Origin of the sequence: uncultured Lactobacillus sp., from assembly GCF_944327175.1 — a bacterium.
Lineage (GTDB): Bacteria > Bacillota > Bacilli > Lactobacillales > Lactobacillaceae > Lactobacillus.
In genome coordinates this window covers 12,537-36,018 of the sequence record NZ_CALVGT010000041.1, presented here as the reverse complement: position 1 = coordinate 36,018, position 23,482 = coordinate 12,537, and the positions used below count along the sequence as shown (strand labels likewise).

Annotated in this window: 22 protein-coding genes, 1 tRNA gene, 1 pseudogene and 1 riboswitch; of the genes and pseudogenes, 15 read left to right on the top strand and 9 right to left on the bottom strand. The window is 48.4% G+C overall.

Going from position 1 to position 23,482, the window contains the following annotated elements; translation table 11 throughout:
• Nucleotides 1-1,244 precede the first annotated feature (1,244 nt).
• Nucleotides 1,245-1,493 carry a hypothetical protein gene (locus tag Q0J41_RS05430; protein WP_201346545.1) on the top strand — a complete coding sequence of 83 codons (249 nt, stop codon included), beginning with the start codon at nucleotides 1,245-1,247 and terminating at the stop codon, nucleotides 1,491-1,493.
• A 49-nt stretch (nucleotides 1,494-1,542) separates the two neighbouring features.
• Here the strand turns inward: Q0J41_RS05430 and Q0J41_RS05425 are convergent, their stop codons facing one another.
• From Q0J41_RS05425 to Q0J41_RS05410, 4 genes and pseudogenes are all read right to left on the bottom strand, one after another.
• Nucleotides 1,543-2,412 carry a 1-acyl-sn-glycerol-3-phosphate acyltransferase gene (locus Q0J41_RS05425; RefSeq protein ID WP_296227123.1) on the bottom strand — a complete coding sequence of 290 codons (870 nt, stop codon included), beginning with the start codon at nucleotides 2,410-2,412 and terminating at the stop codon, nucleotides 1,543-1,545.
• 63 nt (nucleotides 2,413-2,475) lie between these two features.
• Nucleotides 2,476-3,300 carry a glycosyltransferase gene (locus Q0J41_RS05420; protein WP_296227121.1) on the bottom strand — a complete coding sequence of 275 codons (825 nt, stop codon included), beginning with the start codon at nucleotides 3,298-3,300 and terminating at the stop codon, nucleotides 2,476-2,478.
• Nucleotides 3,301-3,328: 28 nt separating this feature from the next.
• Nucleotides 3,329-4,105: pseudogene (locus Q0J41_RS05415) on the bottom strand (1-acyl-sn-glycerol-3-phosphate acyltransferase).
• A gap of 59 nt (nucleotides 4,106-4,164) precedes the next feature.
• Nucleotides 4,165-4,237: transfer RNA gene (locus Q0J41_RS05410), tRNA-Lys, on the bottom strand.
• 126 nt (nucleotides 4,238-4,363) lie between these two features.
• On the opposite strand from Q0J41_RS05410, the gene yycF reads away from it, so the two are divergent.
• The 8 genes from yycF (at nucleotide 4,364) to Q0J41_RS05370 (ending at nucleotide 13,048) form a co-directional block, all read left to right on the top strand.
• Nucleotides 4,364-5,092, top strand: coding sequence for a response regulator YycF (gene yycF, locus Q0J41_RS05405; protein WP_270448343.1), 729 nt, complete (start codon nucleotides 4,364-4,366; stop codon nucleotides 5,090-5,092).
• A gap of 48 nt (nucleotides 5,093-5,140) precedes the next feature.
• Nucleotides 5,141-7,036, top strand: coding sequence for a cell wall metabolism sensor histidine kinase WalK (gene walK, locus Q0J41_RS05400; protein WP_296227120.1), 1,896 nt, complete (start codon nucleotides 5,141-5,143; stop codon nucleotides 7,034-7,036).
• Complete coding sequence (gene yycH, locus Q0J41_RS05395) at nucleotides 7,026-8,579, top strand: two-component system activity regulator YycH (RefSeq protein ID WP_296227119.1); 1,554 nt, start codon at nucleotides 7,026-7,028, stop codon at nucleotides 8,577-8,579. The genes walK and yycH overlap by 11 nt, the downstream gene beginning before the upstream one ends.
• The gene (locus tag Q0J41_RS05390) at nucleotides 8,580-9,380 is read left to right on the top strand and encodes a two-component system regulatory protein YycI (protein WP_296227117.1); all 801 of its coding nucleotides are present in this window, start codon (nucleotides 8,580-8,582) and stop codon (nucleotides 9,378-9,380) included. It abuts the gene before it with no gap.
• Nucleotides 9,381-9,399: 19 nt separating this feature from the next.
• Nucleotides 9,400-10,197: an MBL fold metallo-hydrolase gene (locus tag Q0J41_RS05385; protein WP_296227115.1), complete on the top strand. Its 798-nt coding sequence runs from the start codon at nucleotides 9,400-9,402 to the stop codon at nucleotides 10,195-10,197.
• A gap of 90 nt (nucleotides 10,198-10,287) precedes the next feature.
• Complete coding sequence (locus Q0J41_RS05380; RefSeq protein WP_296227114.1) at nucleotides 10,288-11,577, top strand: trypsin-like peptidase domain-containing protein; 1,290 nt, start codon at nucleotides 10,288-10,290, stop codon at nucleotides 11,575-11,577.
• 491 nt (nucleotides 11,578-12,068) lie between these two features.
• A complete protein-coding gene (gene rlmH / locus Q0J41_RS05375) occupies nucleotides 12,069-12,548 on the top strand; it encodes a 23S rRNA (pseudouridine(1915)-N(3))-methyltransferase RlmH (protein WP_296227112.1) in 480 nt (159 codons plus the stop codon).
• A gap of 311 nt (nucleotides 12,549-12,859) precedes the next feature.
• Nucleotides 12,860-13,048 carry a hypothetical protein gene (locus Q0J41_RS05370; protein WP_296227109.1) on the top strand — a complete coding sequence of 63 codons (189 nt, stop codon included), beginning with the start codon at nucleotides 12,860-12,862 and terminating at the stop codon, nucleotides 13,046-13,048.
• A gap of 35 nt (nucleotides 13,049-13,083) precedes the next feature.
• On the opposite strand, the gene Q0J41_RS05365 is transcribed toward Q0J41_RS05370, so the two are convergent.
• A complete protein-coding gene (locus Q0J41_RS05365) occupies nucleotides 13,084-14,010 on the bottom strand; it encodes a WYL domain-containing protein (RefSeq protein WP_296227107.1) in 927 nt (308 codons plus the stop codon).
• Nucleotides 14,011-14,101: 91 nt separating this feature from the next.
• Here Q0J41_RS05365 and Q0J41_RS05360 point away from each other — a divergent pair, with 91 nt between their 5' ends.
• The gene (locus Q0J41_RS05360; protein ID WP_296227105.1) at nucleotides 14,102-14,494 is read left to right on the top strand and encodes a pyridoxamine 5'-phosphate oxidase family protein; all 393 of its coding nucleotides are present in this window, start codon (nucleotides 14,102-14,104) and stop codon (nucleotides 14,492-14,494) included.
• An 82-nt stretch (nucleotides 14,495-14,576) separates the two neighbouring features.
• Here the strand turns inward: Q0J41_RS05360 and Q0J41_RS05355 are convergent, their stop codons facing one another.
• The 3 genes from Q0J41_RS05355 to Q0J41_RS05345 all read right to left on the bottom strand — a co-directional run bounded on the left by Q0J41_RS05355 (nucleotide 14,577) and on the right by Q0J41_RS05345 (nucleotide 17,111).
• A complete protein-coding gene (locus Q0J41_RS05355; RefSeq protein ID WP_296227103.1) occupies nucleotides 14,577-14,945 on the bottom strand; it encodes a pyridoxamine 5'-phosphate oxidase family protein in 369 nt (122 codons plus the stop codon).
• Nucleotides 14,946-15,077: 132 nt separating this feature from the next.
• Nucleotides 15,078-15,746, bottom strand: a complete 669-nt coding sequence (locus Q0J41_RS05350; RefSeq protein WP_296227101.1) for an energy-coupling factor transporter transmembrane protein EcfT — start codon at nucleotides 15,744-15,746, stop codon at nucleotides 15,078-15,080.
• Between the two features lie 9 nt (nucleotides 15,747-15,755).
• Nucleotides 15,756-17,111, bottom strand: a complete 1,356-nt coding sequence (locus tag Q0J41_RS05345) for an ABC transporter ATP-binding protein (protein ID WP_296227100.1) — start codon at nucleotides 17,109-17,111, stop codon at nucleotides 15,756-15,758.
• A 29-nt stretch (nucleotides 17,112-17,140) separates the two neighbouring features.
• A riboswitch (TPP riboswitch) is annotated at nucleotides 17,141-17,228 on the bottom strand.
• 186 nt (nucleotides 17,229-17,414) lie between these two features.
• Between Q0J41_RS05345 and Q0J41_RS05340 the strand changes: the two genes are divergently transcribed.
• Both Q0J41_RS05340 and Q0J41_RS05335 read left to right on the top strand, forming a co-directional pair.
• Nucleotides 17,415-18,890 carry an MFS transporter gene (locus Q0J41_RS05340; protein WP_296227098.1) on the top strand — a complete coding sequence of 492 codons (1,476 nt, stop codon included), beginning with the start codon at nucleotides 17,415-17,417 and terminating at the stop codon, nucleotides 18,888-18,890.
• A gap of 24 nt (nucleotides 18,891-18,914) precedes the next feature.
• Nucleotides 18,915-19,763 (top strand): AraC family transcriptional regulator, encoded by an 849-nt coding sequence (locus Q0J41_RS05335; protein ID WP_296227096.1) that lies wholly within the window; start codon nucleotides 18,915-18,917, stop codon nucleotides 19,761-19,763.
• Between the two features lie 269 nt (nucleotides 19,764-20,032).
• Here the strand turns inward: Q0J41_RS05335 and Q0J41_RS05330 are convergent, their stop codons facing one another.
• Nucleotides 20,033-20,647, bottom strand: a complete 615-nt coding sequence (locus tag Q0J41_RS05330) for a hypothetical protein (protein ID WP_296227094.1) — start codon at nucleotides 20,645-20,647, stop codon at nucleotides 20,033-20,035.
• A gap of 384 nt (nucleotides 20,648-21,031) precedes the next feature.
• On the opposite strand from Q0J41_RS05330, the gene Q0J41_RS05325 reads away from it, so the two are divergent.
• From Q0J41_RS05325 to Q0J41_RS05315, 3 genes are read left to right on the top strand one after another with little or no spacing between them, the layout of a single operon-like run.
• Nucleotides 21,032-21,964, top strand: a complete 933-nt coding sequence (locus tag Q0J41_RS05325) for an ABC transporter ATP-binding protein (protein WP_296227092.1) — start codon at nucleotides 21,032-21,034, stop codon at nucleotides 21,962-21,964.
• Nucleotides 21,961-22,707: an ABC-2 family transporter protein gene (locus tag Q0J41_RS05320; RefSeq protein WP_296227090.1), complete on the top strand. Its 747-nt coding sequence runs from the start codon at nucleotides 21,961-21,963 to the stop codon at nucleotides 22,705-22,707. Before Q0J41_RS05325 ends, Q0J41_RS05320 begins: the two co-directional genes overlap by 4 nt.
• Entirely contained in the window at nucleotides 22,704-23,468 is a 765-nt protein-coding gene (locus Q0J41_RS05315; RefSeq protein WP_296227088.1) for an ABC-2 family transporter protein, read from the top strand. Before Q0J41_RS05320 ends, Q0J41_RS05315 begins: the two co-directional genes overlap by 4 nt.
• Nucleotides 23,469-23,482: the final 14 nt, after the last annotated feature.

Genomic DNA, 23,482 nt, shown 5'->3' with positions numbered 1-23,482 from the left:
CGTAGCCAAACATAACCAAAGACTTTTGTCATAAAAATTGATCCAATAGATATTATAACAGCCTCTTTTTTGAAATTACAGAAGGTGGCTGTATTTATCATGCCCTAAATCAGATATTTGACTTGATTCTCCAGGAGCTATTTCCCGATTAGGCCCTTATTTCAAAATAAAATTGCCTAAAATCGTTGATAACACTTGACTTAGAGTAGAAAAAAGCCGCTGATTACTTTGGCAAGTTCACGGCTTTTTAGCTAATTATTATTAATGCCACCGCTATTAACGGTTCTGCGAAGGCTCTTGTTCCAGCAAGGGCATTTTCCTATGCCTAATTATAGCATAGAAAGGAATTTTTCTGAAACTTAAGCTTCAGACTAATACAAATGCGTGGGCTATTCTAACCGGGATTCTGGTAGTTACCGCAGTTTCAGCATTTGTGGGTTTATCCATTTCTACGGGTGGGACTGCTGCAGGATTATTGTATCTTGCTCAGCTACTATTTTCCTCTGGAGCACTAGCAGTAGAATAATATTGAATCGGTAATAACAATGTTTAGATATGCAGTTTGATTATTTTTTTAAGGTCTGGAGAAATTGTTTTAACAAAGTTGAATTTTGCCAATATGTTATTGTTTTGCTTTTTAGAAATTATGCTATATACTAATTGCACTCTCTTATTTGCTACGTTGTTGTAGTATATGATGATGTAGAAATTAGTGGTGTCAAATAAGATTGCATTTTTGAAGCGGTCAATTCTGGTATCAGAATAACGAACCTTTAAACTTGGGGTATTAGAGGTCTCAGTTGCGTTTCCCGGGGTAAGAATAAGTTGTACGTTGTTAGGAATGTTTCTCGCAACTTTAAACGATGTTATTGCGGGCATCCAGAAAAAAGAGAGAAAGCAGAAAATATCGAAAAGTTTCGGGCCAAGGTCAGCGTCTGAAAAAAGTGTGATAGCTACGATAATACAAATAAAAATGTAAATTAGATGCCCTAATATTCTTTGCCATTTTTTTATGTTATATAAAGAAATAAGACTGTAAAGGTGCAGCAAATAAAAGCATTTAAACTTATCCCAGAATGTTAGCTTGCTAGTAAATGTTATGCTCTCGGTAGTATCCATAAGTACCTCTTAGAAAAATAATTTATATTCTAATTTTAGCACATTCTAAAAAGGACGGAGGTGAAAAGCATATAAGTGTATATCCAGAATTAATTGCGTTTGCCATCTGGCTCGCTAGCCTCGCCTTGTTAACTATCTTAAGGCGAATCCATGTAAAGAACCGAAAGCTAGAGCAAATTGTTACTATAGTAGAGCAAGTTCTTGCAGACTACGTTGCCCTGTACCGCCGGATTGGCTTTTCTGATCAGGAAAAGCAGAACATCATTAATTCAATTGTTGCCATCTTGCAGGAAAAAGGATTCAAGCTTTCTAACGAAGATGTAGCGCAAATCGAGAAAATCGTCGACAGTAAATTACTAGAAAAAGTTGAATAGAAAGCAAAACGCAGAGCACCTCGATGCTCTGCGTTTTTTGCTTATTTTATTAATCGTCTTCACCGCGCCAGCCGGCGATATCCCATGGAGTGAAGTCGTAGTCCAGCTTCTTATGGTAGCAGTCTTCAAAAGCCTGCACCTTCAAGGTATAGTCCTTTTCCATCAAGTCCGTCGCGTTAAAGTTTACCGACTTGGTTGGGTCCGGATACAGCACCCCCAAAATGTGCAGGGTATAGCGCGTTTGGTAAAAGTGCTCGTTATCTTTTTCAACTTCTGGCAGGTCTTGAATCTCCACAAAAGTTGAAATAATCGGCACGTTGCACTTAGCCGCGAAGTAGTAGGCCCCGCGCTGAGGCTTTCTTGGCTTGCGATAGTTCCACCACATCTCCTGTTCAGGGAAAATCAAGACCCAGTGGCCCTTGTTGAAGGCGTGGCTGAGGTGATGGATGAATTCTCGCCCAATGTAGTTGGGACTTTGCACCAGGGGAATGGACCCCATATTGTTCATGATGAAGCTGAAGAAGCCCGGCAGCTTCAAATTGGTGTCCTCAATTACGATTTCCATCCGGTGGTGGGCCTTTTGGGCTAGGCGGTTGACGGCTAAGGCATCGACCTGGTTGAAGTGGTTGGCGGTCACGATGGCCCCGCCCTTAGCCAGGTGCTGCAGCTTGTCTAAGCCTGTTACCTGAATCTTGCCAAAAAATTTCTGCGTCAAAACCTGCAAGATCAGGTTGCCGGCTAGGCCTTCTGCCTTAGTCTTGAACTTATCCTGCTTGGCCCAGAAGTCCTCAACCAGCTTAACCCGCTCTTCCATAGACATTTGCGGGTCGCCGATTTCGGTTTTCGCCGTAAAGTCGCGGTTGTTTGCGGCGAGCTCGATATTGTGGATGACGTCCAGGCGGTGGTCACCAATAATCATCTTGTATACCTTCCTATTTGTTTTTCATTTAACCTCTATGATACCTGTAAGTTTCACGTGTAACTATAGTTGATCTTTTAACTTGAGATATTCGTTTAACAAGTCATCGTACTCATGCAAGTGCAAGACGCTGTGGACCCGTTCCACGTCCCAAGGCTTGACCGTTTGGGTTCTAAAGTAGGGCCAGAAGCGGAAGCTGGTGGTGAAGTGCTGGATGACCGTGTCGTCCTGGAGGGCGTATTGCTCATTGTACTTGCGCGGGGCAATCCGCTTTTCCTTGGCCAATTTGTTGATGGCCGTCTGGTCAGGCAGGAACATCTGCTTAACCTGCATTAGGTGACGGACCCGTTTAAAGAGGCCGGTCCGCTTGATTTCCGGCATGTTCAAGAGCAGGACCCCGGAATTCAAGTAGTCAAAAAGCTTCTTTTGATTGTGGAAGAAGAAGCGGCCGAAGTAGTCCAGGACCCCAACCAGTTCAGTTCCGGTCAAGTCCTGGGTGTAGAATTGGTCAACCGGCCGGCGGATGATCACGTCGTCGTCCAGGTAGAGGATCTGGTCAGGAATCTGCGGCAGTTCGTCGGCAAAAAGCCGGAGCATGGCGTATGGGGTGAAGCGGGTGCCCATATTGGCAGTTGGCGGCTCCTTGATGAAGTTTTCGGTGCAGTCGATCAGTTCCAGGCTGCTGTTAGGATTGTCAGCCACGATGAGGGAGCGGATGAAGTCAGCCGCGTGCTGGCTGAAAGGCTTGAAGGACCTAGATTTGCTCTTGGCCCTCATGGTTAGGATGTAGACGTGAACCTCTTCGCCGCATTCGGCTTTGAGCAGGGATAAGACGGCAATCAGCACGCCTCTTTCAGCGTTGTGGTCACCGCAAAAAAGAAAGTTCATGGCTTTTGCCTCCTTAGTAGAAAAAATCCTAGTTCTTACTGTCAATTTTAACATACGAGCAATATTCGCAAGTGTTCAGTTCTGCTCGCTCCCGCATGCTTTTGGCGATATCATCATGCAGCTTTTCCTGGGCTGCCTTCTTGCCCAAACTCTTATCTGGGTAAAAGGGACCGTCGATGTAGACCGTGATTTTCGGCCGCTGGCGCCAGCGGCAGGGCTGGTAAGTGGTTGTCATGGCAAAAGAAGGGGCTTTTAAGCTGACCGGGAAGTTGAAGCTGGTTGCCGGGAAAGGACGGATCTTGGTGTAGTAGGGCCAAAGATGGGCTTCCGGGTAGATAACGATAGCAGCCTTTTTTTCTTCATAGGCGTATTTGACGTCTTTAAGCAGGCTGATGGACTGCTTGATGTTTTTCCCGACCGGTAGGCCAGCTGCCGGGATCACGTATTTGCCTAAAAAAGGAATTCCCCAGTTGGCTTGGGCAGCCAGGGCATAGTAGCGGTAGGGGTTGACGATGGTCATGGGCGTGAAGGGGTCGCCCAGCATCTGGGTATGATTGCCGTAGACAAAGTAGCCCTGCTTTTTAAAGGGACGCAATTTTTTCTTGCCTTTGACCCTAACCAGCAAAAAGAGGCGAGAATAGAGCTAGGCAAAGGCGCAGGCCAGGCTGCGGACTAAACCACTCCAAATCCGCCAAGCCATTCCTTTCCGGAAGACCTGGTAATCGTCCGGGAGCTGGAAGTCTTGCTGGGCGGAACTGACCAGGTCCTCGCTTTCGCTGTGGTAATAGTAGGTCTTTTTGCTCATAAAAAGTCTCCGCTTGCTGTAAAATAAAAAAGCACTGCAGATGCAGTGCTTAGGGATGATGGGTCGTCAGGGGATCGAACCCTGGACACCCGGATTAAGAGTCCGGTGCTCTGCCAGCTGAGCTAACGACCCGTGTCAACTAACACTTTTATTATGCCATAAATCTCAGCAAAAGCAATCTTCTTTTTTACATTAATTGTAATTTTTTTAATTTCGCGAACAAATCAAGTATAATAGGGAAAGTGAAGGAGGTCTATGATGCCTAAAAAAATTCTCGTCGTTGACGACGAAAAGCCGATTTCCGATATCATCAAGTTTAACTTGACCAAAGAGGGTTTTGATGTAGAGACTGCTTATGACGGCGAGGAAGCTGTCGAGAAGGTTGAAGAATACAACCCTGACTTAATGATTTTAGACTTAATGCTTCCGAAGAAAGACGGGCTGGAAGTAGCCCGGGAAGTCCGCCAGACCCACGACATGCCGATCATCATGGTTACCGCGAAGGGCGGGGAGATTGATAAGGTCCTCGGCCTGGAAATGGGGGCGGACGACTACGTGACCAAGCCTTTCTCCAACCGCGAACTGGTGGCCCGGGTCAAGGCCAACCTGCGCCGCCGGGATATTGTCAAGAAGGCAGTGGAGGTCAACCAGCAAAAGGAAAAAGAACAGGAAAGCAATGACATCCAGATTGGCAACTTGCTGATCAAGCCGGATGCCTACCTGGTCGAAAAGAACGGGGAAAAGATCGAACTGACCCACCGGGAATTCGAGCTGCTCTACTACATGGCCCAGCATATGGACCAGGTTATGACCAGAGAGCACCTCTTGCAGACGGTCTGGGGCTACGACTACTTCGGCGACGTCCGGACTGTTGACGTAACGGTTCACCGCTTGCGGGAAAAGATCGAGGACAACCCTGTCCGGCCTAAGATTTTGGTTACCCGGCGGGGAGTCGGCTACTTCGTCAAGCAGCAAACAGAAGAATAATTTTTTAGAGCCACTGTCTGAGGTGGCTTTCTTTATGTGGATGGATTAATGAAGAAAGATAAAAAAGCTCGCAAGGAGAAAGTGAAGAGGGAGCAGACCCACCGGCTTAAACGCCTGGTCGGCTCAATCCAGACCAAGATCGCCCTCATCTTCATGCTCCTTTTGCTGGCCACGATTGAAATCATTGGGGCTTACTTTACCCGGCAAATGGAGCAGACCAGCATCGACAACTTTCAGACTACGATTCAGCTGCAGTCAATTGTGACCGACCAGCTGACTACCCAGCTGGTCAAGAACGGCAAGAGCACCGACCGGAAGATGAACCAGATCATTACTGATTACAGCAACGACGCTATTTCTGAAATCCAAGTCGTCGACAATAAAAACGTGATACGGGCCGTGTCCAATTTAAACGACAAGAATCGAGTCGGGCAATTGTCCAACAATGGCGATATCCGGGAAGTGATCAACTCCGGCCAGCGGAAGACCCAGGTTACCAGCGGCCAGAAGGGCAGCTTCATGGTTCAGATCGTGCCTTTGACCAGCGGCACCAACATCGTCGGGGCCGTCTATGTCCGGGCCAGCATGGCAGACGTCTTCAACAACTTGCGAAATGTCTCGATGATGTTCTTGACGGCCTCACTTTTGGCCGTAGTCGTGGCGGCAATTGCCTCCATATTTATTTCCCGGGCAATAACCCGGCCAATTGAGGAGCTCCGCCAGCAGGCTATCCAGGTGGCGGACGGGGACTACTCGACCCAGGTCAAGATCTACTCCAATGACGAACTGGGTGAGCTGGGGGCGGCCTTCAACACCCTCTCTGCCAAGATCGAACGGTCTAATGAGCAGTCAGAATCTGAGCGCCGCCGGCTGGACAGTGTCCTGTCTCACATGACCGACGGGGTGATCGCGACTGACCGGCACGGGAACGTGTCGATCATGAACCAGATGGCCCAGGACTTCTTGGACATCAAGGCCGAAGACGCGATCAACAAGCCGATCTCCCAAGTTTTGGGCCTGGGTGAGGACTACACTTCCCAGGATCTGATCTCCAACCAAAGTGACATGCAGGTTACGGTCAATGCCGGCACAGATGATGAAATGATCCTGCATGCCAGCTTTACCTTGATCAAGCGGATCACGGGCTTTGTGTCCGGGGCCGTCTGCGTCTTGCACGACGTGACTGAGCAGATCAAGAACGAAGATGAGCAGCGGCAGTTCGTTTCCAACGTTTCCCACGAATTGCGGACCCCTTTGACCAGTGTCCGGGCTTATATTGAAGCCTTGAATGAAGGGGCCTGGAAGGATCCGGCAATTGCCCCCCAGTTTTTGGATGTTACCCAGAAGGAAACAGAGCGGATGATCCGGATGGTCAACGACCTTTTGGTTTTGTCCAGAATGGACCGGGGAGCCACCAAGCTGGAACCGGAATGGGTCAACTTTACCGATTTTGTTTCCCACCTGCTCAACCGCTTTGACATGATCGTCGAGCATGACCAGGGCGAGGCCCAGAGCGATACCAAGGAATACGTGATCAAGCGGGACCTGGGCAACCAGGCCCTTTGGGTGGAAATCGACACCGACCAGATGATGCGGGTGATCGACAACATCATGAACAACGCCATCAAGTATTCGCCTGATGGGGGGACCATCACGGTCCGCTTGACCCAGAACCAGAACGAGATCCTGCTCAGCATCAGCGACCAGGGTCTGGGGATTCCAAGGAAGGACCTGGGCAAGATCTTTGACCGCTTCTACCGGGCAGACAAGGCCCGGTCCCGGGCCCAAGGCGGGACCGGTTTGGGCTTGGCCATCGCCAAGGAAATCGTGACGGCCCATGGCGGCCGGATCTGGGCCGACAGCCGGGAAGGGCACGGGTCAACTTTCTATATTGCCCTGTCTTACGAACCAATGGATGAGGAGGATGAATGGGATGAAGTTTAAATTCAAGTTCAAATTCAATGATTTTCTCCTCCACCTGGCGACCCTGACCGTGATTTTGGTTTCGATCGGCCTTTGGGTTACGGTGATGACCAGTGACCAGCGCTTCAGCCGGATCAGCAATGAGTCTTCTTCGCAAAGCTCAGCCTCTTTGTCGACCCACTACCGGAATGTCCAGACTTTTTATGCTCCGGGCCAGACTTACGTCTTTCAAGGCGGGGTCCGCTACCAGGTCCATGACGCCAAGCGGAACCTGCCTTTGAAATTCGTCCAGTACCTGGAAAAGGTCAAGCTGGGAGCGATTGAGAAGGTGTCGGATGATTCTGCCGATTACAAGAAGCTGCTGGATGATCAGAACTATATTATGTTTGCCTACCCGGACCAGATCAATTTCACGGTGCTTTTAGGCAAGAAGCAAGCCAATTCCAGCCGGCAGTTCAACCGGATTTTTGTCCCGGTTAAGAGCAAGATCCGCTATCTCTACTTTGGCAATGACAGCGGCAGCCGGGTTTACCGGATAAAGATCAAGTCCGATTCTTTCCAGCAGTTGGTCAAGTACGTGAACAGTGCTCAAGACAAGCAGGAGGTCAGCTTCCTGCACTTGAAGAAGCTCTACGTGCCCTTTTACGCTAAAGCGGTCAAGGTCAAGGAATATAGCTACCTGATCAGCTACCAGTCCAGCAGCTACTACGCTTCCCGGCTTTTGGGCAGCAGCTACCGCAAGTCGGTGGCTAAGAACGGTCATACGGTTTACACGGCCGGCTATTCCAAGCACCTGCAGATCCCTAAGGAGGGAAAAAGCAGCGACCACCAGTATCTTTACGAGAATTATCTGACCAGCCAGGAACGGACGGCCACCCAGCGGGGGCTGGAAAGTGCTGCTTATGTCAAGCAGCTGGGCCTGGCTGAGCAGGACCTGCGCTTTTTTGAAAGCAGCGGCAAGATGGTGTCCTACATCAACTATATTGAAGGCTATCCGATTTTTGCCAATGACACCCTGGCTCAGACCCAGGTAACTATGGGGACTGAATCCGTCAGTGTGGCTTTCAGCAGCATGAACTTGCAGATTCCGATTCCCTATGATGGTCATGTCAAGACCCTGCCAAAGACGGCCACCCTGCTTAAGGAGCTGGACAGCATCGGCATTAAGGAGAGCAAAATTGAGAAAATCGCCATCGGCTACCATATCCAGGCCGACAAGCAGCGTAGCGACCTGATTACCCTGGTGCCAACCTACTTCATCAAGGTGGACGGCAGCTGGAACAGTCTGGCCGGCTGGAAGAAAGCCAAGGCTGAAAACGTGGATATTTTAATTAACGGGTTCAGCTCCAGCTCTAGTAGCTATGCGTCTTCCAGCAGCTCCAGCCAGTCCAGCAGCGAATCAATCTCAAGTTCCAGCTCCAGCCAGGTACCGGCAAACAGCCAGGAAGCATATTCCAGCAGCCGCAGTCAGCCCGCGTCTGAATCCAGCTCCAGCTCCAGCAGCTCTAGCTCAAGTTCAGCCGTATCATCGAGTTCAGTCAGCTCAGAGGAAGGAGAAAAATAAATGGATCATCGCAAAATTGAATGGCTTTTTCTGATCCTCTTCTGCCTGGTCGACATCTACCTCTTAATTGAGCTCTGGCGGGCGCCAGTTACTTTGACCTCATCAACCAGCTCAGTGACGACCTCGACCAGCTTGAAGGCTGAAATGAAGTCGGACAATATCACGATTCCCTCCCTGTCCAGGAAGGGAGATTCAGGTTATTACCTGGCCACGAGAAGCAAGAGCAACCTAAAGGAGGCTGCCAAGCAGCTCAGCAGCGATTTGACTAGCAGCTACTCAGACAGCGACAAGACCCTGTACGCGACCATGAAAAACGCGATTTCGCTGGACCGGATGACGGTGAGCGAGTTCAAAAACAACGGCAATTACGTGCCGCACGGCAAGCTGTATGTCTATGCCAAGAACCTCTCCAGCAACAGCAGCTACGTTTATGTGCAGAAATCCCAGTACGGCCTGGTTTACAGCAGCCTGGCCCAGCTAGTGATCAATGTCAAGAACAGGAAGATCACTGGCTACTACCAGACTTATTTGAGCGACCTGACCAGCGTCCGGGAATTGCAGACAACCATCAGCCCCTGGCGGGCAGTCACCAACCTGTATACGACCAGGGAACTGCCTGACAATTCTAAGGTAATGCAGGTCAAGCTGGGTTATACCAAATTGACCGAGGTCCGGGGCAGCGTGATTTTTGTTCCGACCTGGCTGGTTTGGATCGAAAACAAGAGCAGCAAGAGCAGCAGTTTGAAGCGGGTCAACGCCTTTAATGGCCAGCTGCTGCAGAACAGTACATTGGACGATTAAGGGCAGGAAGGGTATAAATTTGCAATTCGCGGTATTATCAAGCGGATCAGCGGGCAATTGCAGCCTGCTGATGACTGACCAGCACAAGATTTTGATGGACGCCGGCCTTTCTGGCAAGAAGACCAGGGAGCTTTTGGCCAAGGTTGGCGTGGCAATTGAGGATCTGGATATGGTATTTTTAAGCCATGACCACGGCGACCACAGCGGGGGGATGGGAGTCCTTATGCGCCGCTATCCCCAGCTGAATGCCTTCAGCAACACGGGCACTTGGAAGTATCTGGAGGAGACCGGGAAGATTGGCCGCCTGCCAGAAGACCAGATCAACGTGATTGAGCCGGGCCAGACCAAATGCTATGGGGACTTGGAAGTGACGGCTTTTGCCACCAGCCATGACGCAGCCCAGCCCCAGTACTACGTTTTTTCCAGCGGGGGCAAGCGCCTGGCTTGCCTGACGGACACGGGCTACGTGTCTGAAGAAGTCGAATATGAGATTCAAGACGCGGATGCTTATCTGCTCGAGTTCAACTATGACGACTTGATGCTGAGAAGCGGCCCCTATCCCTGGAGCCTGCAGCAGCGGGTCCGGTCAGACCACGGCCACCTGTCAAACGAGCAGGCGGCTGAGACTCTGGCCAGGGTTATCAGTTCTAAAACCAAGCATGTTTTCATGGCCCACCGCAGCCAGCAGAACAATTTAAACTATTTGGCCCGGGACGTGGCGGAAGAGGTTTTGGCGGCTAGAGACGCCGATATGGCCAGTGACCTGGAATTGCACGATACCGAACCCATGACGCCGAGTTCTTTAATTAGTTTATAATATAGAGGGTTTAAAGCTTTTAATACCTTTTGTTCATATATACTTCAAAAAGCTTGGATATGATAATGGCAACGATAAGGAGTGATAACCATGTCTGAAGAACAAGATAAGCAAAGAAACGCGCGCAAGAAGGAAAATAACCGTTTGTTAACTAAAGCGGCCATCATTGGGGTCGTTGCCGGTCTTTTGGGCGGGGGGATTGCTTACGGCGGCTTGTCAGCAGCTAATTTGAATAGCAATACTTCATCATCCACGGCCAGCTCAAGCAGTAGCAACACTGGTGAAACCGGGTCAGTAACGACTTCATCCAGCGGCACGACCAAGGTCAACAAGTCCACGACCACCAGCGGGACGATGACTTCTGCCTACAAGAAGGTGCAGAACGCTGTTGTTTCAGTCTTGAACTACAAGTACACTTCCAGTTCATCATCAAGCTCCGACATCTACAGCCTGTTTGGCTATGGTGATTCGGATTCATCCAGCTCTGGCTCATCCAGCTCCAAGAAGTCTTTGACTTTGTACTCTGAAGGTTCCGGGGTCATCTACACGACGGCCAACGGCAAGGGATACATCGTCACTAACAACCACGTCATTTCCGGGGCAGCCAAGGTGAAGGTCATCCTGGCTTCCGGGAAGACGATTTCCGCTAAGGTTGTCGGCAAGGACTCAACTAGCGACTTGGCAGTTCTGTCAATCGACTCCAAGTACGTGACCCAGACCGCGTCATTTGGTGACTCTAGCAGCCTGCAGTCTGGTCAGACTGTGATTGCCATCGGTTCACCAGAAGGGTCTGAATACGCGTCTACGGTAACGCAAGGGATCATTTCCTCACCAAGCCGGACGATTACTTACAACTCCAACCAGATGACGGTCATCCAGACTGACGCGGCCATCAACTCCGGTAACTCCGGTGGTGCCCTGGTCAACTCTAACGGCCAGGTTATCGGGATCAACTCCATGAAGCTGTCCAGCTCCAGCAGCGGCGACTCAGTCGAAGGGATGGGCTTCGCGATTCCGTCAAACGAAGTTGTGACGATCGTCAACCAATTGGTCAAGAAGGGGAAGATCACCCGGCCGCAACTGGGCATCAAGGTAGCGGCGATTGCTGAACTGAACAGCTACTACAAGAAGCAGTTGGGCATTTCAACCAGTCTGAAGAAGGGCCTGTACGTGGTCAGCGTAACTTCAGGCAGCGCGGCAGCCAGTGCTGGGATCAAGAAGGGCGACGTGATTACAGCTGCTGACGGCAAGACGGTCAACGACGTGGCTACCCTGCACAGCATCCTGTACAGCCACAATGTGGGTGACAAGGTAAAGATTACGGTCAACCGGAATGGCAAGGCCATGACCTTCACGGTAACCCTGCAGGCAGGCAAGTAATTTAAGAACAAATAATCCAGTGGATCAGCAGATCTGCTGGATTATTTGCTTTTTTCGAAACGAAAACAGGGTAAAAGCAAAGTAAAGTTCGGATATATTTCTTGTCAAGGAAAATTTTTGAAGAGACTTTATCCCCAATCCTGTGGAAAAGACTGTGAATTGTGTAAAAAATGGGGTAAAAAGCCCTTGGAGAGCTGTGGATAAGCTGTGGATTGTGTGTAAGTTCCACGGGCAAAAGTCATGTTAAAACGTCTGTTCAAGGCGGCTGGCCGGGCTTTTTCAGTGATTGTTTGTGAAAAGGTCCAGTCCACAGGGCAAATGTGGAATGGTTACACGGGATTTTTGAAAATTTTTGGCAAAAAGCTAGACCTAGATAGAATTCTGCTCTAGACCACTAGATCTAGAAAAGGAGTTTCCACAGCTGTGGAAAAGGGCGGTTGATAAACTGTTAATTGTGGGGATAGAAGCAAAAATGGTAAAATAGGGGCATTATGAATATCAAAATTGTTTGCGTTGGAAAATTGAAAGAGAAGTATTTTAAGGACGGGATCGCGGAGTACCAGAAGCGGCTGAGCCGCTTTGCCAAGGTGGAGATCGTGCAGGTGCCGGATGAGAAGGCGCCGGAAAGCCTCAGCCCGGCCCAGATGGAGGAGGTCAAGAAGCGGGAAGGCGAGCGGATCTTGAGCAAGATCAAGGACAAGGAATACGTCTACGTTTTGGCCATTAAGGGCAAAGAGAGGCCTAGTGAAGAGTTCGCCAAGGAACTGAAGGACCTGGGGACCTACGGGCATTCCGACATTACTTTCGTGATTGGGGGAAGCCTGGGGACCAGTGACGCGGTTAACAAGCGGGCCAACGACCTCTTCAGTTTCGGCAAGCTAACCATGCCCCACCAATTGATGCGGCTGGTTTTGATTGAGCAGATCTACCGGGCCTTCATGATCAACTCTGGTAGTCCATACCACAAGTAGAATAGAAAGTATAAGCTTCTCCTGTGAAGTCAGCAGGAGAGGCTTTTTGTATACGAATTATTCTAGTGCTAGAATCTAGGGTGAAAGTGTTTTACCAGGGGGAGCTGAATATAAAATGGAGATCTGTGATTTACTTAAGCAGACGAGAATAGATTTGGGTCTAATCCAGCAGGGAATGGCGGGGGAAGGCAATCTTTAACTATTGGCTGTCCGGCATCTGTTTGGCCTTGTTTATGGCAGTTCAGTGGATCTTTGCCTTAGGCAACCCGGGGCCAGTATCTTGGGCTATTGCAGGTATGATTGCAATCACAGTGTTAACCCTATTTCTGGGCATCGTGCCCTTGACCAAGCTCAGTCCGGCAGCTGGCTACGTAATTGCTGCAGCATTAGCGGTTATCGTCTTAATTTTTGTCTTCAATATTCATGAGTACATCTCAATTGGCATCTGGTACTTGCTTTACGCGGCCTTAGCCTGTGGCCTTTTATGGGCGAAAAAATAAGCCTCTGATTGGAATATAGTCCAATTAGGGGCTTTTTAGTTGTATTGGTCAAGTATGGCAGCCAGCCGCTCCTTAAAGCTCCTTCTTAGCTCTTCTGGCGTGATGATTTTCGCATTCAGTCCAAAAGTCAAGAGATAGTCAATTAAGTACTCAAAGGTGCGTGGCGTATATGAGCCGGTCAAATAAGTAATCTCGCCTTCATGCTCAAGCTGCATATTTGGGTAGCGATTTTTCAAAAAATGTTCCTGGCCCCGGTGGTTGAGGAGAATTCTAAATTCCTGGCCTGAATTGTCATGCTCAAACTCTAGCTGCTTTTGCTTCAATTCAGCTAAACTAAGCTTATTAGGAACGGCAGCCTGCTCAGTACAATTCTGCAATTGGTCGCAGCGGTAGTTCCAAAAGGCCTGGCCCAGCAAGTCATAGGCCGCAAACAGCCAGTTGCCGTCCCTAAAAAAGAGTTGGCAGGGCTGCAGCAAGACTTGCTGGCCCTTGAAGTTGGCCCGGACCAGGGAATCGTGCAGGATTGACTCCATCAGCAGGCGCAAGTAAGGGTTGTGGTGAACTGCTGGGGTGTTGAAGAAAGAAACCGCTGCTTGTGAGGCTAAGACCTGTTGCTGTCGGCTCGCTGCCAGGTTCTTGAGCAGCTTTTGGCTGATCATCTGGAAAGATTCGTTAAATGGTGTTTCTTTTAGCTGCTCCATGGCTTTGAGCGCGAAAAATATCGCGGCGACTTCATCTGAATTGAAGTAAATCTTGGTCAGCAGGTCCTCTTGAATCAGTGAATAGCCGCCAGCCCGGCCTGCTTCGGCATATAAGGCCAAGCCAAGTTCCTCTAGGCTGGCAATATCCCTTAGGGCCGTCCGCTTGGAAATCTGAAAGTTGTCCATTAGGTCCCGCAGGTTAAAGCGCTTCTTGTCGCTTAAAAAAATCAGTTCTTGATTGAGCCGCTCAGATTTTTGCAATTTTTTCTCCTTTTTTTGGTTAAAAGGTGCCGTTAATTGTCACCTTTTCATTTTATGATATCTACAACAAGAAGAAAAGGAGAGTTTAAATATGTTAGAAGAAAGCACTACTTTAAGTCAAAACTTTTTGGAGGTAATCAGCGATCCACAACCAGTAACGATCGTTTCCTACCAAGCCAGTCCAGCCCATGTGGTCAACACCTGGAGCAGCTACATCAAGGTGGTTGATGACTCAACCTTCCTCGTGCCTGCTGCTGGGATGCGGTCAATTGAAGCAGATATAGCGACTCAAAACAGCCAACTGATTCTAACCTTCGGCTCCATGAAGTTTGAAGGTACTGAAGGTCCAGGCCGCGGCTACCACGTTTATGCTACTGGAGAATTCGTTGAAGCCGGTAAGTACTTTGACCTCATGAAAGCCGATCTGCCTTGGTTGCGGAAGGTCATAATTGTCCACGTGCAAGAAGTTAAGCAAAAAATCTAAACTGAATAACTGACAAGAAAACCCCCTGGTTGGATGAAAATCAACCAGGGGGTTAGTGTTTTGGAGCTTCTTTTGAGATTGATTAAGCGAAGATTTCTTCAACTTCAACTACTACGGCAGCAGCAGTTTCTGGCTTGCCAACCTTAGCAGCGTATTCCTTAGCAAAGTCGTCGCCTTCGTGGACAGTCACGCTACCGACTACACGTACGTTAGTGTGGCTTGGCACGTCAGCAACTACAACAGCAACCTTGCTGCCGTTCTTGATGTTTTCCCACAAGTGGGAGAAAGTAACTTCACTCCATACCAGGTGCTTGTCGTCCAAAGCAGTCAATGAACCCTTAGGACCAACTTGTGGGTTGCCGTCCTTGTCAACGGAAGCAACGAATGCCAAAGCGTCGTTAAAGAACTTTTGTTGGTCAGCAGTCAAAGTAGTAGCGTCTAATTTCTTCATAATGGTAATTCCTTTCTTTTAACTTAAAGTAACAATTTTTCTCTTGATACTTAGTATTATAGGACCTCTCCAGGCAAAAGAAATTGATCTAGGTCAATTTTATAACTTTTTTACTAAAATTTTTTGCAACTTTTACGGTAGTAAAAAAGCCCCCAGGTTCAAAAGGAGAATGGCAAAAATAAAGAGCAGCCAATCCTTGTTAGTCAGCGGCACTTCGACGATCACCGACCGCGGGGCACCTTCTTTGTAGCCGTGAGACTCCATCCCTTGGGCCAGGTTGTCGGCACTGTTTAAAGCCACCAAAATTGCCTTAAAGTAGAGGACCGGGGACCAAAAGGAGAGGTAGACTCCCCGCATCATCCCTGCCACCCGGATCTGCTTGACCGCGGCCTGCATGCGGGGAATGATGTTCAAGGCCGCCAAAGTCCCGTAGGCAAACTTGCTTGGCAAGTGTAAGTTCTGTTCCAGTGACCGGGCCATCTCTTCTGCCGTGGTTGAAATGGTCAGGCAGGCCGTGGTGAAGGTATATACAAAAACTCGGCTGGAAATATCCAAAGCATACCAGAGGTCGCGGTGGTCACTGAAGATGTAGCCCGAAGAAAAGACGGTAATTGCCGCTAAACCTGTCGCCAGAAGCATTCCGCCCAGGGCCTTAGGCTTGATCCGCCGGTATAAGAGGTAGCCTAAGGCTAAAACGATGACGATGATGTTGCTGACAAGGCTGACCTTAAAAGATAACTCTAGTGAAATAAGCAAGGTCAGCAGGAATTTTAAGCTGGGATTCATTTTGCTTTTAGTCATTTTTTCCTCCTAATCCTGGACAAAAGCCAGCTCTCTGCCGGCCAGGCGTAGATGGTAGTCGCACCAAGTATTGATTCCGTAGAACTGGTGGCTGATCAGCAGGATGGTCTGCCCGCTCTTTTCCTGGCACTTTTTGAGAAGGCTCACGACTTGCTCAATTGACTTCTGGTCCAGGCCGCTCAAAGGCTCATCGATCAAGAGCACTTCCTGGCCTGACAAGAGCATCAAGAGGATCTGCAGCTTCTTCTTCTGCCCGCCTGATAAAGAATAGACCACCTGGTCCATGTGGTCGGCTAAATCCAGGTCAGCCAGGGCCTGGTCCAAGACTTCCGGAGTGAAGTAGGGCGAAGCGTGCTTTTTGCTCAAAGCCAGCTCCTCTTTGACAGTAATCGCCATGAACTGGTCACTTGCATTTTGAAAAATCTGCGCCACATGCTGGAAGTAAGCCCGTTCCTTGAGCTTGGCCACTTCCTTGCTCTCCCAGGTAAGTGATCCCTGGTAGTCCAGCAATTTGGTCATGGCCTTAAACAGGGAACTCTTCCCGCTGCCGTTTGGCCCCGTGATCAAGGTCACCTTGCCCTTGGGGATGGATAATTCCTTTTGTTCAATCAAAGGGCGCCCTTGCTTGATGGCAAAATTTTTCATGACAAAAGCCGCCGGTTCGTTCTCCGGCAGGGGGAAGTGCAGGTCGATTGGCTCAGTATCCAGGAGAAGCGCCTGTTCATCCTTAGTCAATAAGTCCACCTGCTCGCCTTTGAAGCGGTAGACCCCGTCCACCTTGCCCTGGTAGTCGTCAAAAAGGTGGTCGGTGATGATGATGGTCTTGCCTTGCTCTTTCAGCTTGGCCAAGCGGCTGATCAAGAAGCGGCGGGCCGCCGGGTCCACGCTGGCAAAGGGCTCATCTAATAAGAAGAGGTCCACGTCCATGGCGACTAGGACAGCTAAGGCTACCCGCTGCTTTTCCCCGCCGGACATGGTTACGATCTTCTGATCCAAAAGGGAATTGATTTCCGCGAATTCACTGGCCTTTTGCAGCTGGTGTGCAAATTCTTCCTTATCCTTGCCCAGGTTTTCCATGGCAAAAATAATCTCTTCTCTTGGCGTGGCCATGGTAAACTGTTCGCCGCCTTCCTGGAACATCATGGCTTGACTCCGCCCGCCCAAATCGATCTGCCCGCTGGTCAGCTGGCCCCCGTATTTCGGGTAGAGGCCGGCCATGATCTTCAAGAGGGTGGATTTCCCGCAGCCAGTCGGCCCGATCAAGAGGGAAAAGGTTCCTGCCGGCAGGGTCAAGGACAGGTCCCGGATGACCTCCCGGTCCCCGTAGGAAAAAGTTAAGTGGTCAATTGTCAGTTCTGCTTGCAAAATAAAAAGTCACCTCAAAAGCGGGGTGACCATAAGCGACAGCATTTTCCCTTGCCAGCATTACCTGGCCAGGTTCCATGGGTATCATCTCAGCCTTCCGGCACCCCTTTGATTCGTCTAATTGATTCTTATTTCATTATATTGGATCTGTTAAAATCTGTCTAATTTAAACTTTGGCCAAACCGATTGAAAAAACCGGTTCATAGCATTTTTCTTAAAATAATCTTGGAAGAAGCTTTTACTAACAATTTTTTAGCTGTATCCTAAAATCAAGGACTTTTAGTTTTTAGTGGGAGTGAAAAAATGTCAGATCAACGAAGACGCGTAATCACCGTGGCCTTGATGCTGTCGAATGTCATGTCCGGTTTGGACAACACGATTATCAACACCGCCTTGCCGCGGATCATTGCCGATTTGCACGGGATTGAATATACCGGCTGGCTGGTAGCCATCTTCTTATTGGGGACGGCTGTGTCAACGCCTCTTTGGAGCAAGCTGGGTGAGCGGCGGGGAAATAAACTGGCCTATCAGTTGTCAGCCGCCTGCTTTTTGCTGGGGGCACTGCTCCAGGGCTGCGCCCAGCAGATGTCTTTTCTCTTGACCTTCCGCCTGTTGGCCGGGATCGGCAACGGGGGGATGGTGTCGCTTCCTTATATCATCTACTCTGACCTTTATCCAAACGCCTACAAGCGCCTAAAGGTGCTGGGGATGGTGTCTGCCTTCTTCACCACGGCCACCATCTTAGGGCCACTCTTTGGGGGCTGGATTGTTGACGTCTTGTCTTGGCGCTGGGTCTTTTATATTAATATCCCCTTTGCCTTGATTTCCATCGTCTTGATCCAGATCTTTTTCCAGGAAGAGGAAAAAGCCCGGTCGGTCCACAAAGTCGACTTAGGCGGGGCTATCTGCCTGTCCTTTGGGGTGGTGGCCCTTTTGCTGGGGACCCAGCTGCTGGAGGCAGCCGGACTGGCCACGGCACTTTTGATCTTCGCGGCCGCCTTGATTCTTATTGGTCTTTTGGTCATTATTGAGCGCCGGGCGGAAGACCCGATTATCCCGGGCCGTTTGTTTAAAAATATCCCCTTGGTCGTTGACTTCATCTTGTTCGTCTTGATCTGGGCGGCCATGTCGGCCTACAGCGTCTATGCGCCGATGTGGGCAGAAGGCTTGATGGCCACGACTGCTCTGGTCGGAGGGATGACCCAGATTCCCGGGGCCTTTACCGACATGCTGGGTTCCTTGTCAGTTGAAAAAATGCGCCGGCGCTGGTCGGCCTACCAGGTCATGCTGGCCACCTGCTGGATTTTGGCGGCGGGCTACCTGGCCATGGCCGTGGCCCCGCGCTATTTCCCTTACTGGGGGATTTTGCTGGCCGGGATGCTGCAGGGCTGGGGCAACGGGGTCATGTTCAACCAGCTCCAGGTTAAGGTGCAAGAAGACGCGGAAAGCAAGGACGTGCCAGTCGCTACTTCCTTTTCCTACCTGATCCGGATGCTGGCCATGGCCATTTCTTCCAGCGTCTTTGGGGTCATTTTGAATGAGCATCTGGCCCAAGGGGTCAAGGCCAACGGAGGCAAAATTACTTTGTCCATGCTCAACCACCTGTCAGACGCCAAGACCCGGGCCAGCCTGCCTAAGCAGAACCTGGGCCAGATGGAGAATATCCTCTACGGGGCTATTCACGCGATTTTCTGGGCCGCCTTTATACTGGTCTTCCTGTCTCTGCTTTTGGCCATCTGGGCCCGCTGGCGGGAGAAAAAATTGGCCAAGTTACGGTAAGTTTTTTAGGAAAGGGGCAAGCCGATGACTGAAATTGCCAAGTTGCGGAAAAAATTGCAGGAAGCTGGGGATGCCGCCCTACCGCTGACTAAAGGGAAGGGGCAGACTGCTGATTGTCAGTTTGTTTTACTAGGCGACAAGGCTGAAGGCTGGAAGACTGACTCTTTGACGGCGTTATTGCTGCTTGCGGGGACGGGGCGCTTCCGGGCTGGCCAGCAAAAGTGGCAGGTCAAGCCCGGCGACTGGTTTTTCCTGGCAGCTGGCCAGGACTGCAAGGCCAGTCTAAAAGAGGGGCTCTTGGTCCAGCTGGTCTTGCCCGAAGCTTTTTCCATGCAGGACTTGAAAAAGGAGCTCATGCTGGGAGAAGCTGAAGAGGTGGGGACCCACGGCCGGGTGGCGGTTGATGGACCGGCCGGGGAGGCATTCCTGGCAGCCTTGAATGAGTACCAAACTAGCGATTCCTTAGCTTCAGTCTTGCTCAAAAGTCAGCTGCTGACTGCCTTAGCGCTTGCCCAAAGGACGCTGAATGAGACGGGCAGCTTGAGTGAGCGGGAGATCCGCCGCTATATTAGCGAAAACTACGTCTCGACCAGCTTGAAGGGCGCCGCGGCTTACTACCAGCTCAGTCCCAACTACTTTTCCGACCTGGTCAAAAAGAAGACTGGGCAGAGCTTTATTGAGCTGGTTGACGAGCAGAAGATGGAGGCGGCAGTCCGCCTTTTGGCCCGGCCAGACCTGTCGATCAAGCAGATCATCGGCCTGGTCGGCTACCGGGGCAAGTCCTTCTTCTATGAAAAATTCGGCAAGTATTACGGGATGTCGCCGGCGGCTAAACGCAAAGAGCTCTTCCGCCAGCAGGGGATCAATTTGTAGACTAAGCTAAAAAGACAAAAATGCCACTAAATAAAGTGACATTTTAAAAATTGTGTCGTTGAATTCCCAAAGCAACGATGATTTTCCGAAAGAGGTACACACCAATAGTTAAGCCGAGAAAGTTTGACCAAAATGTACTAAATGACAATTTCTCAAATAAGTATTGGATTGGCAGAATGCAGGCAAAAAAGATTGTCAATGAGATAGCAGCTCTTGCATACTTATTTTTCGGCATTTTCTTTTTTAGCTTATCCATATTTTCTCCCATCTTAATTTAGATAATGCCAAATTATACCATATAACACAGCAGCTGCTGATTTTGCCGCCCACTTCGGCACATGGTTCTTCACCATATAATTATATGCCTGTTCGCTGACTTTTCCTGCTACACTACCTAAGAAAAGATCATTCCAAACTTTTTCGAACTTCTTTAATGTGATTTTTTTGATGACAGCTTTTGGCAATTTGCCATAGATTATTCGTGGCAATTTCTTGGTTACAAATTTTTGGCCAAATTTCTTAATTAATTTCTTGCCAATTGTACTGGCTACGCTTGCATCAACTTCCTCAGATAAGTCTAAAGTATCGCCACCTGGAATTTCTCCATCTGGCAAATCCTCGTTAGCATCCGCAATAATAACCTTAGGTGCTAGTTTAACATATGTTTTCAGTTCTTCTACTTCATCAGCAGATAAATTGTTAGAATCAATATCATTAACTTTTTCATACGATCTATCGAATTCCTTGGTAATAGCTCCTTCTTCCGCGTTTACAACTAGTCTACTAAGGTTCTCCTTATTTATGTAATATAACATGTTAAAGGATAATGCAATGGCTGCAACTACTAACAATTTGAAAATATTTGATTTCTTAAGATTATTCATTTCTTTCCTCCTAACTCGTAATCTTAAAAAATTTTGCCAGATATAGTTCAAAAAATCACAAAAATTGCAGATTTGGTAATCTTTTTCATATTTTCATTTCTCACTTTGATGCCGATGCAGCCGGCTAACTCAGGAATTTATACTGAACCATAATTGTATTAACTTACAATATCAGCTACATCCTACAGAGGTATGGATTCAACTTCTTTAACTAGTGCCACGCGTATATAACTTAAATTTAGGCAGAGAAAAAAGCTTCCAGAAAAATCTGGAAGCTTTTTGCATGAGAAGATGAAAATTTTCAAATATGAAAAATGAGGATGGAGGAGCAGTTTTAGCACTAGAATATTAAGCAATTATTAACAACATATGAGGAGGAGAAGAGTGATTGAAATTGACCAGCTTTCGTTTGATTACCGGACCTTCAGCAAGGAACCGGGCTTAAAGGGAGCTCTGCAAGATATCTTCCACCGGAAATACCAGCTGGTGCCTGCCTTGAAAGATCTGAATTTAACTATAAAAGATGGTGAAATTATTGGCTTGATTGGCCCAAATGGAGCAGGAAAGACGACCCTAACCAAGCTACTGACTGGGATTATCCAGCCGAGCAGCGGTCAAGTGACAGTGGCTGGGATAGTTCCGGGAAGTCGCCAAAAGGAACTATTGCGGCAGATTGGGGTCATGTTTGGGCAAAAGTCGCAGCTGTCCTGGAACTTGCCTGCTGTTGACACTTTGAATATGCTGGCGGCCATTTATCAATTAAAGCCAGACCGCTACCAAAGCCGGCTGCAAGAATTGTGTGATTTGCTGGATATTTGCGAGATCGTAAAAAAGCCGATCCGCAAATTATCTTTGGGCCAGAGGATTCGCTGTGAACTTGCCTGCTCCTTGATTCATGAACCAAGCTATCTGTTTCTGGATGAGCCAACTATTGGCCTGGACCTGCTGACGCAAGAGAAGATTTATGATTTTTTAAAAACTGAAAACCGTCGACATCAGACGACGATTATTTTAACTTCGCACAATGTCCGTGACATTGAGGCCTTAGCCCAGCGCTTGCTAATTTTAAGTAAGGGGGAGCTGATTTTTGATGATAGTTTGAATAAGCTGCCGCTAGAAATCGATCAAGCTGATAGCTATTGCTTGAAGTATTGGGTCAATGACCAGGCAGATGTCCGCGAAGAAATTATTCATGATCCTCAGCAACTCTTTGTAAGGATGGAAGCATTTCAGCCGGAACAGATCATTTATTTGAGCAAAAATGGGATATCAATTGAAGAAGTTATCTTGAAAATATATCAAAGAGAGAAAAAATGAGAAAATATCTGCCAGTTTATTATCTTGGCTTAAAAAACAGTTTGATCTACCGGGCCAATACGGTTATGAAGCTGGCCTTGCAACTGGTAAGTCTGCTGGTTACCGTTTTAATATGGAAGTTTATTTTGGCAGAGTCCAGCAACTTTCAGCAAATGGCTCGCTACTTGTTGGCAACCAATCTGATTAGTCTGATTTTTACGACTGGGCCAGTTTTTCAGTTTGCGGATCTGGTAAAAACTGGGAATCTATCCCTCTATTTAACGAGGCCGTTATCTTTGTATTGGTACCTGTTCAATTACAATTTAGGCCTGCAGACTCCGCTTTTGTTGCTATACCTGCTCTTGGTCCTTTTTTTAGTAAAAAGCGCTGGCTTAATGCTTTTGCTCTTGATCTACCTGGCTTTGAGCAGTCTGATGTTTTTCAGTTTAATGATGCTTTTAGCCATGCTCAGCTTTTGGCTGATCAATATGTGGCCGCTTAGAAGTGGGATCAATGCGGTTTACTTGCTGCTAGGCGGCTTATATTTTCCTTTGAAACTCCTGGGTCCGGCTTACCAATATTTGAAGTACAATCCTTTTTCTCTGGTAACGGATTTTCCAGCGCGCTTGTTGACAGGATCAGCAGACCAGCGTGATTTTTTTGCAAATTGCCTTGCCGCTTGTTGTTGGCTGCTCTTTAGTGTGCTGCTGGAAAAGGCTTTATTCCAAAAAGGTATTAAAACTTTTGAGGGGGCAGGAGCATGAGAACGATCAAGGCTATTTGGCGGCAAAGCTTAGCTGAGTTTATGATCTACCGCGGTACTAGCATTATTACTTTTGTTTTGGCAGCTGTCTTTCTGCTGATTGAGCTGTTTACGGGGCAGATTTACTTTAGTCAGAGGGAGAATCTGGCTGGTTGGACGGCAAACCGTTATTTTATCATGATTAGTTTCATGAACAGCGCGACTTATCTTTACAATTTGTTTTTTATTTTAGGCCATGAAGGACTAGGTGAAGATATTTTGGAAGGCAATCTCGACTATCTGCTGGTTCGGCCAAGCTCAAGTTATTGGCTGGCTGTTGGCAGAAGTTTGGATATTCCAAGTTTTTTCAACTTACTGCTTTCGCTTGGACTACTGGCTTATTACCTTATTCGCGAAGGGGCAAGTTTTGGCCAGATCATGCTGATCAATTGCATGATCGTCTTACCTGCAGCCTTGATTTTTATTTTGAACCAATTGTGCTTAACTTTGCTTTTTTGGTTTGAAGGACTGACGGCTTTGGGAGGGATTGTAGAAGATCTGGTCAGCTTGGCCGGACGGCCAAAACAGATTTTTCCGCGAGTTATTCAACAGCTTTTTACATGGATTATTCCACTTTTGCTAGTCAGCAACTTGCCGGTGGACTGGCTGCTAGGACGGGGAAAAAGTCTGCTCATATATCTTCTGGTTTTTCTGACTATCCTTTACTGGCTCTCGGTCAAGTTTTGGCAATGGGGGCTGAGGCATTATTCATCGGCTAATTGAGAAATGATTATCTA

Bases quoted from the DNA above. Each gene is read 5' to 3' on its own strand.
- Q0J41_RS05425 (WP_296227123.1), bottom strand. From the start codon at position 2,412: ATGATTATTGGTGACCACCGCCTGGACGTCATCCACAATATCGAGCTC.
- Q0J41_RS05420 (WP_296227121.1), bottom strand. From the start codon at position 3,300: ATGAACTTTCTTTTTTGCGGTGACCACAACGCTGAAAGAGGCGTGCTG.
- yycF (WP_270448343.1), top strand. From the start codon at position 4,364: ATGCCTAAAAAAATTCTCGTCGTTGACGACGAAAAGCCGATTTCCGAT.
- walK (WP_296227120.1), top strand. From the start codon at position 5,141: ATGAAGAAAGATAAAAAAGCTCGCAAGGAGAAAGTGAAGAGGGAGCAG.
- yycH (WP_296227119.1), top strand. From the start codon at position 7,026: ATGAAGTTTAAATTCAAGTTCAAATTCAATGATTTTCTCCTCCACCTG.
- Q0J41_RS05390 (WP_296227117.1), top strand. From the start codon at position 8,580: ATGGATCATCGCAAAATTGAATGGCTTTTTCTGATCCTCTTCTGCCTG.
- Q0J41_RS05380 (WP_296227114.1), top strand. From the start codon at position 10,288: ATGTCTGAAGAACAAGATAAGCAAAGAAACGCGCGCAAGAAGGAAAAT.
- rlmH (WP_296227112.1), top strand. From the start codon at position 12,069: ATGAATATCAAAATTGTTTGCGTTGGAAAATTGAAAGAGAAGTATTTT.
- Q0J41_RS05360 (WP_296227105.1), top strand. From the start codon at position 14,102: ATGTTAGAAGAAAGCACTACTTTAAGTCAAAACTTTTTGGAGGTAATC.
- Q0J41_RS05355 (WP_296227103.1), bottom strand. From the start codon at position 14,945: ATGAAGAAATTAGACGCTACTACTTTGACTGCTGACCAACAAAAGTTC.
- Q0J41_RS05350 (WP_296227101.1), bottom strand. From the start codon at position 15,746: ATGACTAAAAGCAAAATGAATCCCAGCTTAAAATTCCTGCTGACCTTG.
- Q0J41_RS05340 (WP_296227098.1), top strand. From the start codon at position 17,415: ATGTCAGATCAACGAAGACGCGTAATCACCGTGGCCTTGATGCTGTCG.
- Q0J41_RS05335 (WP_296227096.1), top strand. From the start codon at position 18,915: ATGACTGAAATTGCCAAGTTGCGGAAAAAATTGCAGGAAGCTGGGGAT.
- Q0J41_RS05330 (WP_296227094.1), bottom strand. From the start codon at position 20,647: ATGAATAATCTTAAGAAATCAAATATTTTCAAATTGTTAGTAGTTGCA.
- Q0J41_RS05320 (WP_296227090.1), top strand. From the start codon at position 21,961: ATGAGAAAATATCTGCCAGTTTATTATCTTGGCTTAAAAAACAGTTTG.
- Q0J41_RS05315 (WP_296227088.1), top strand. From the start codon at position 22,704: ATGAGAACGATCAAGGCTATTTGGCGGCAAAGCTTAGCTGAGTTTATG.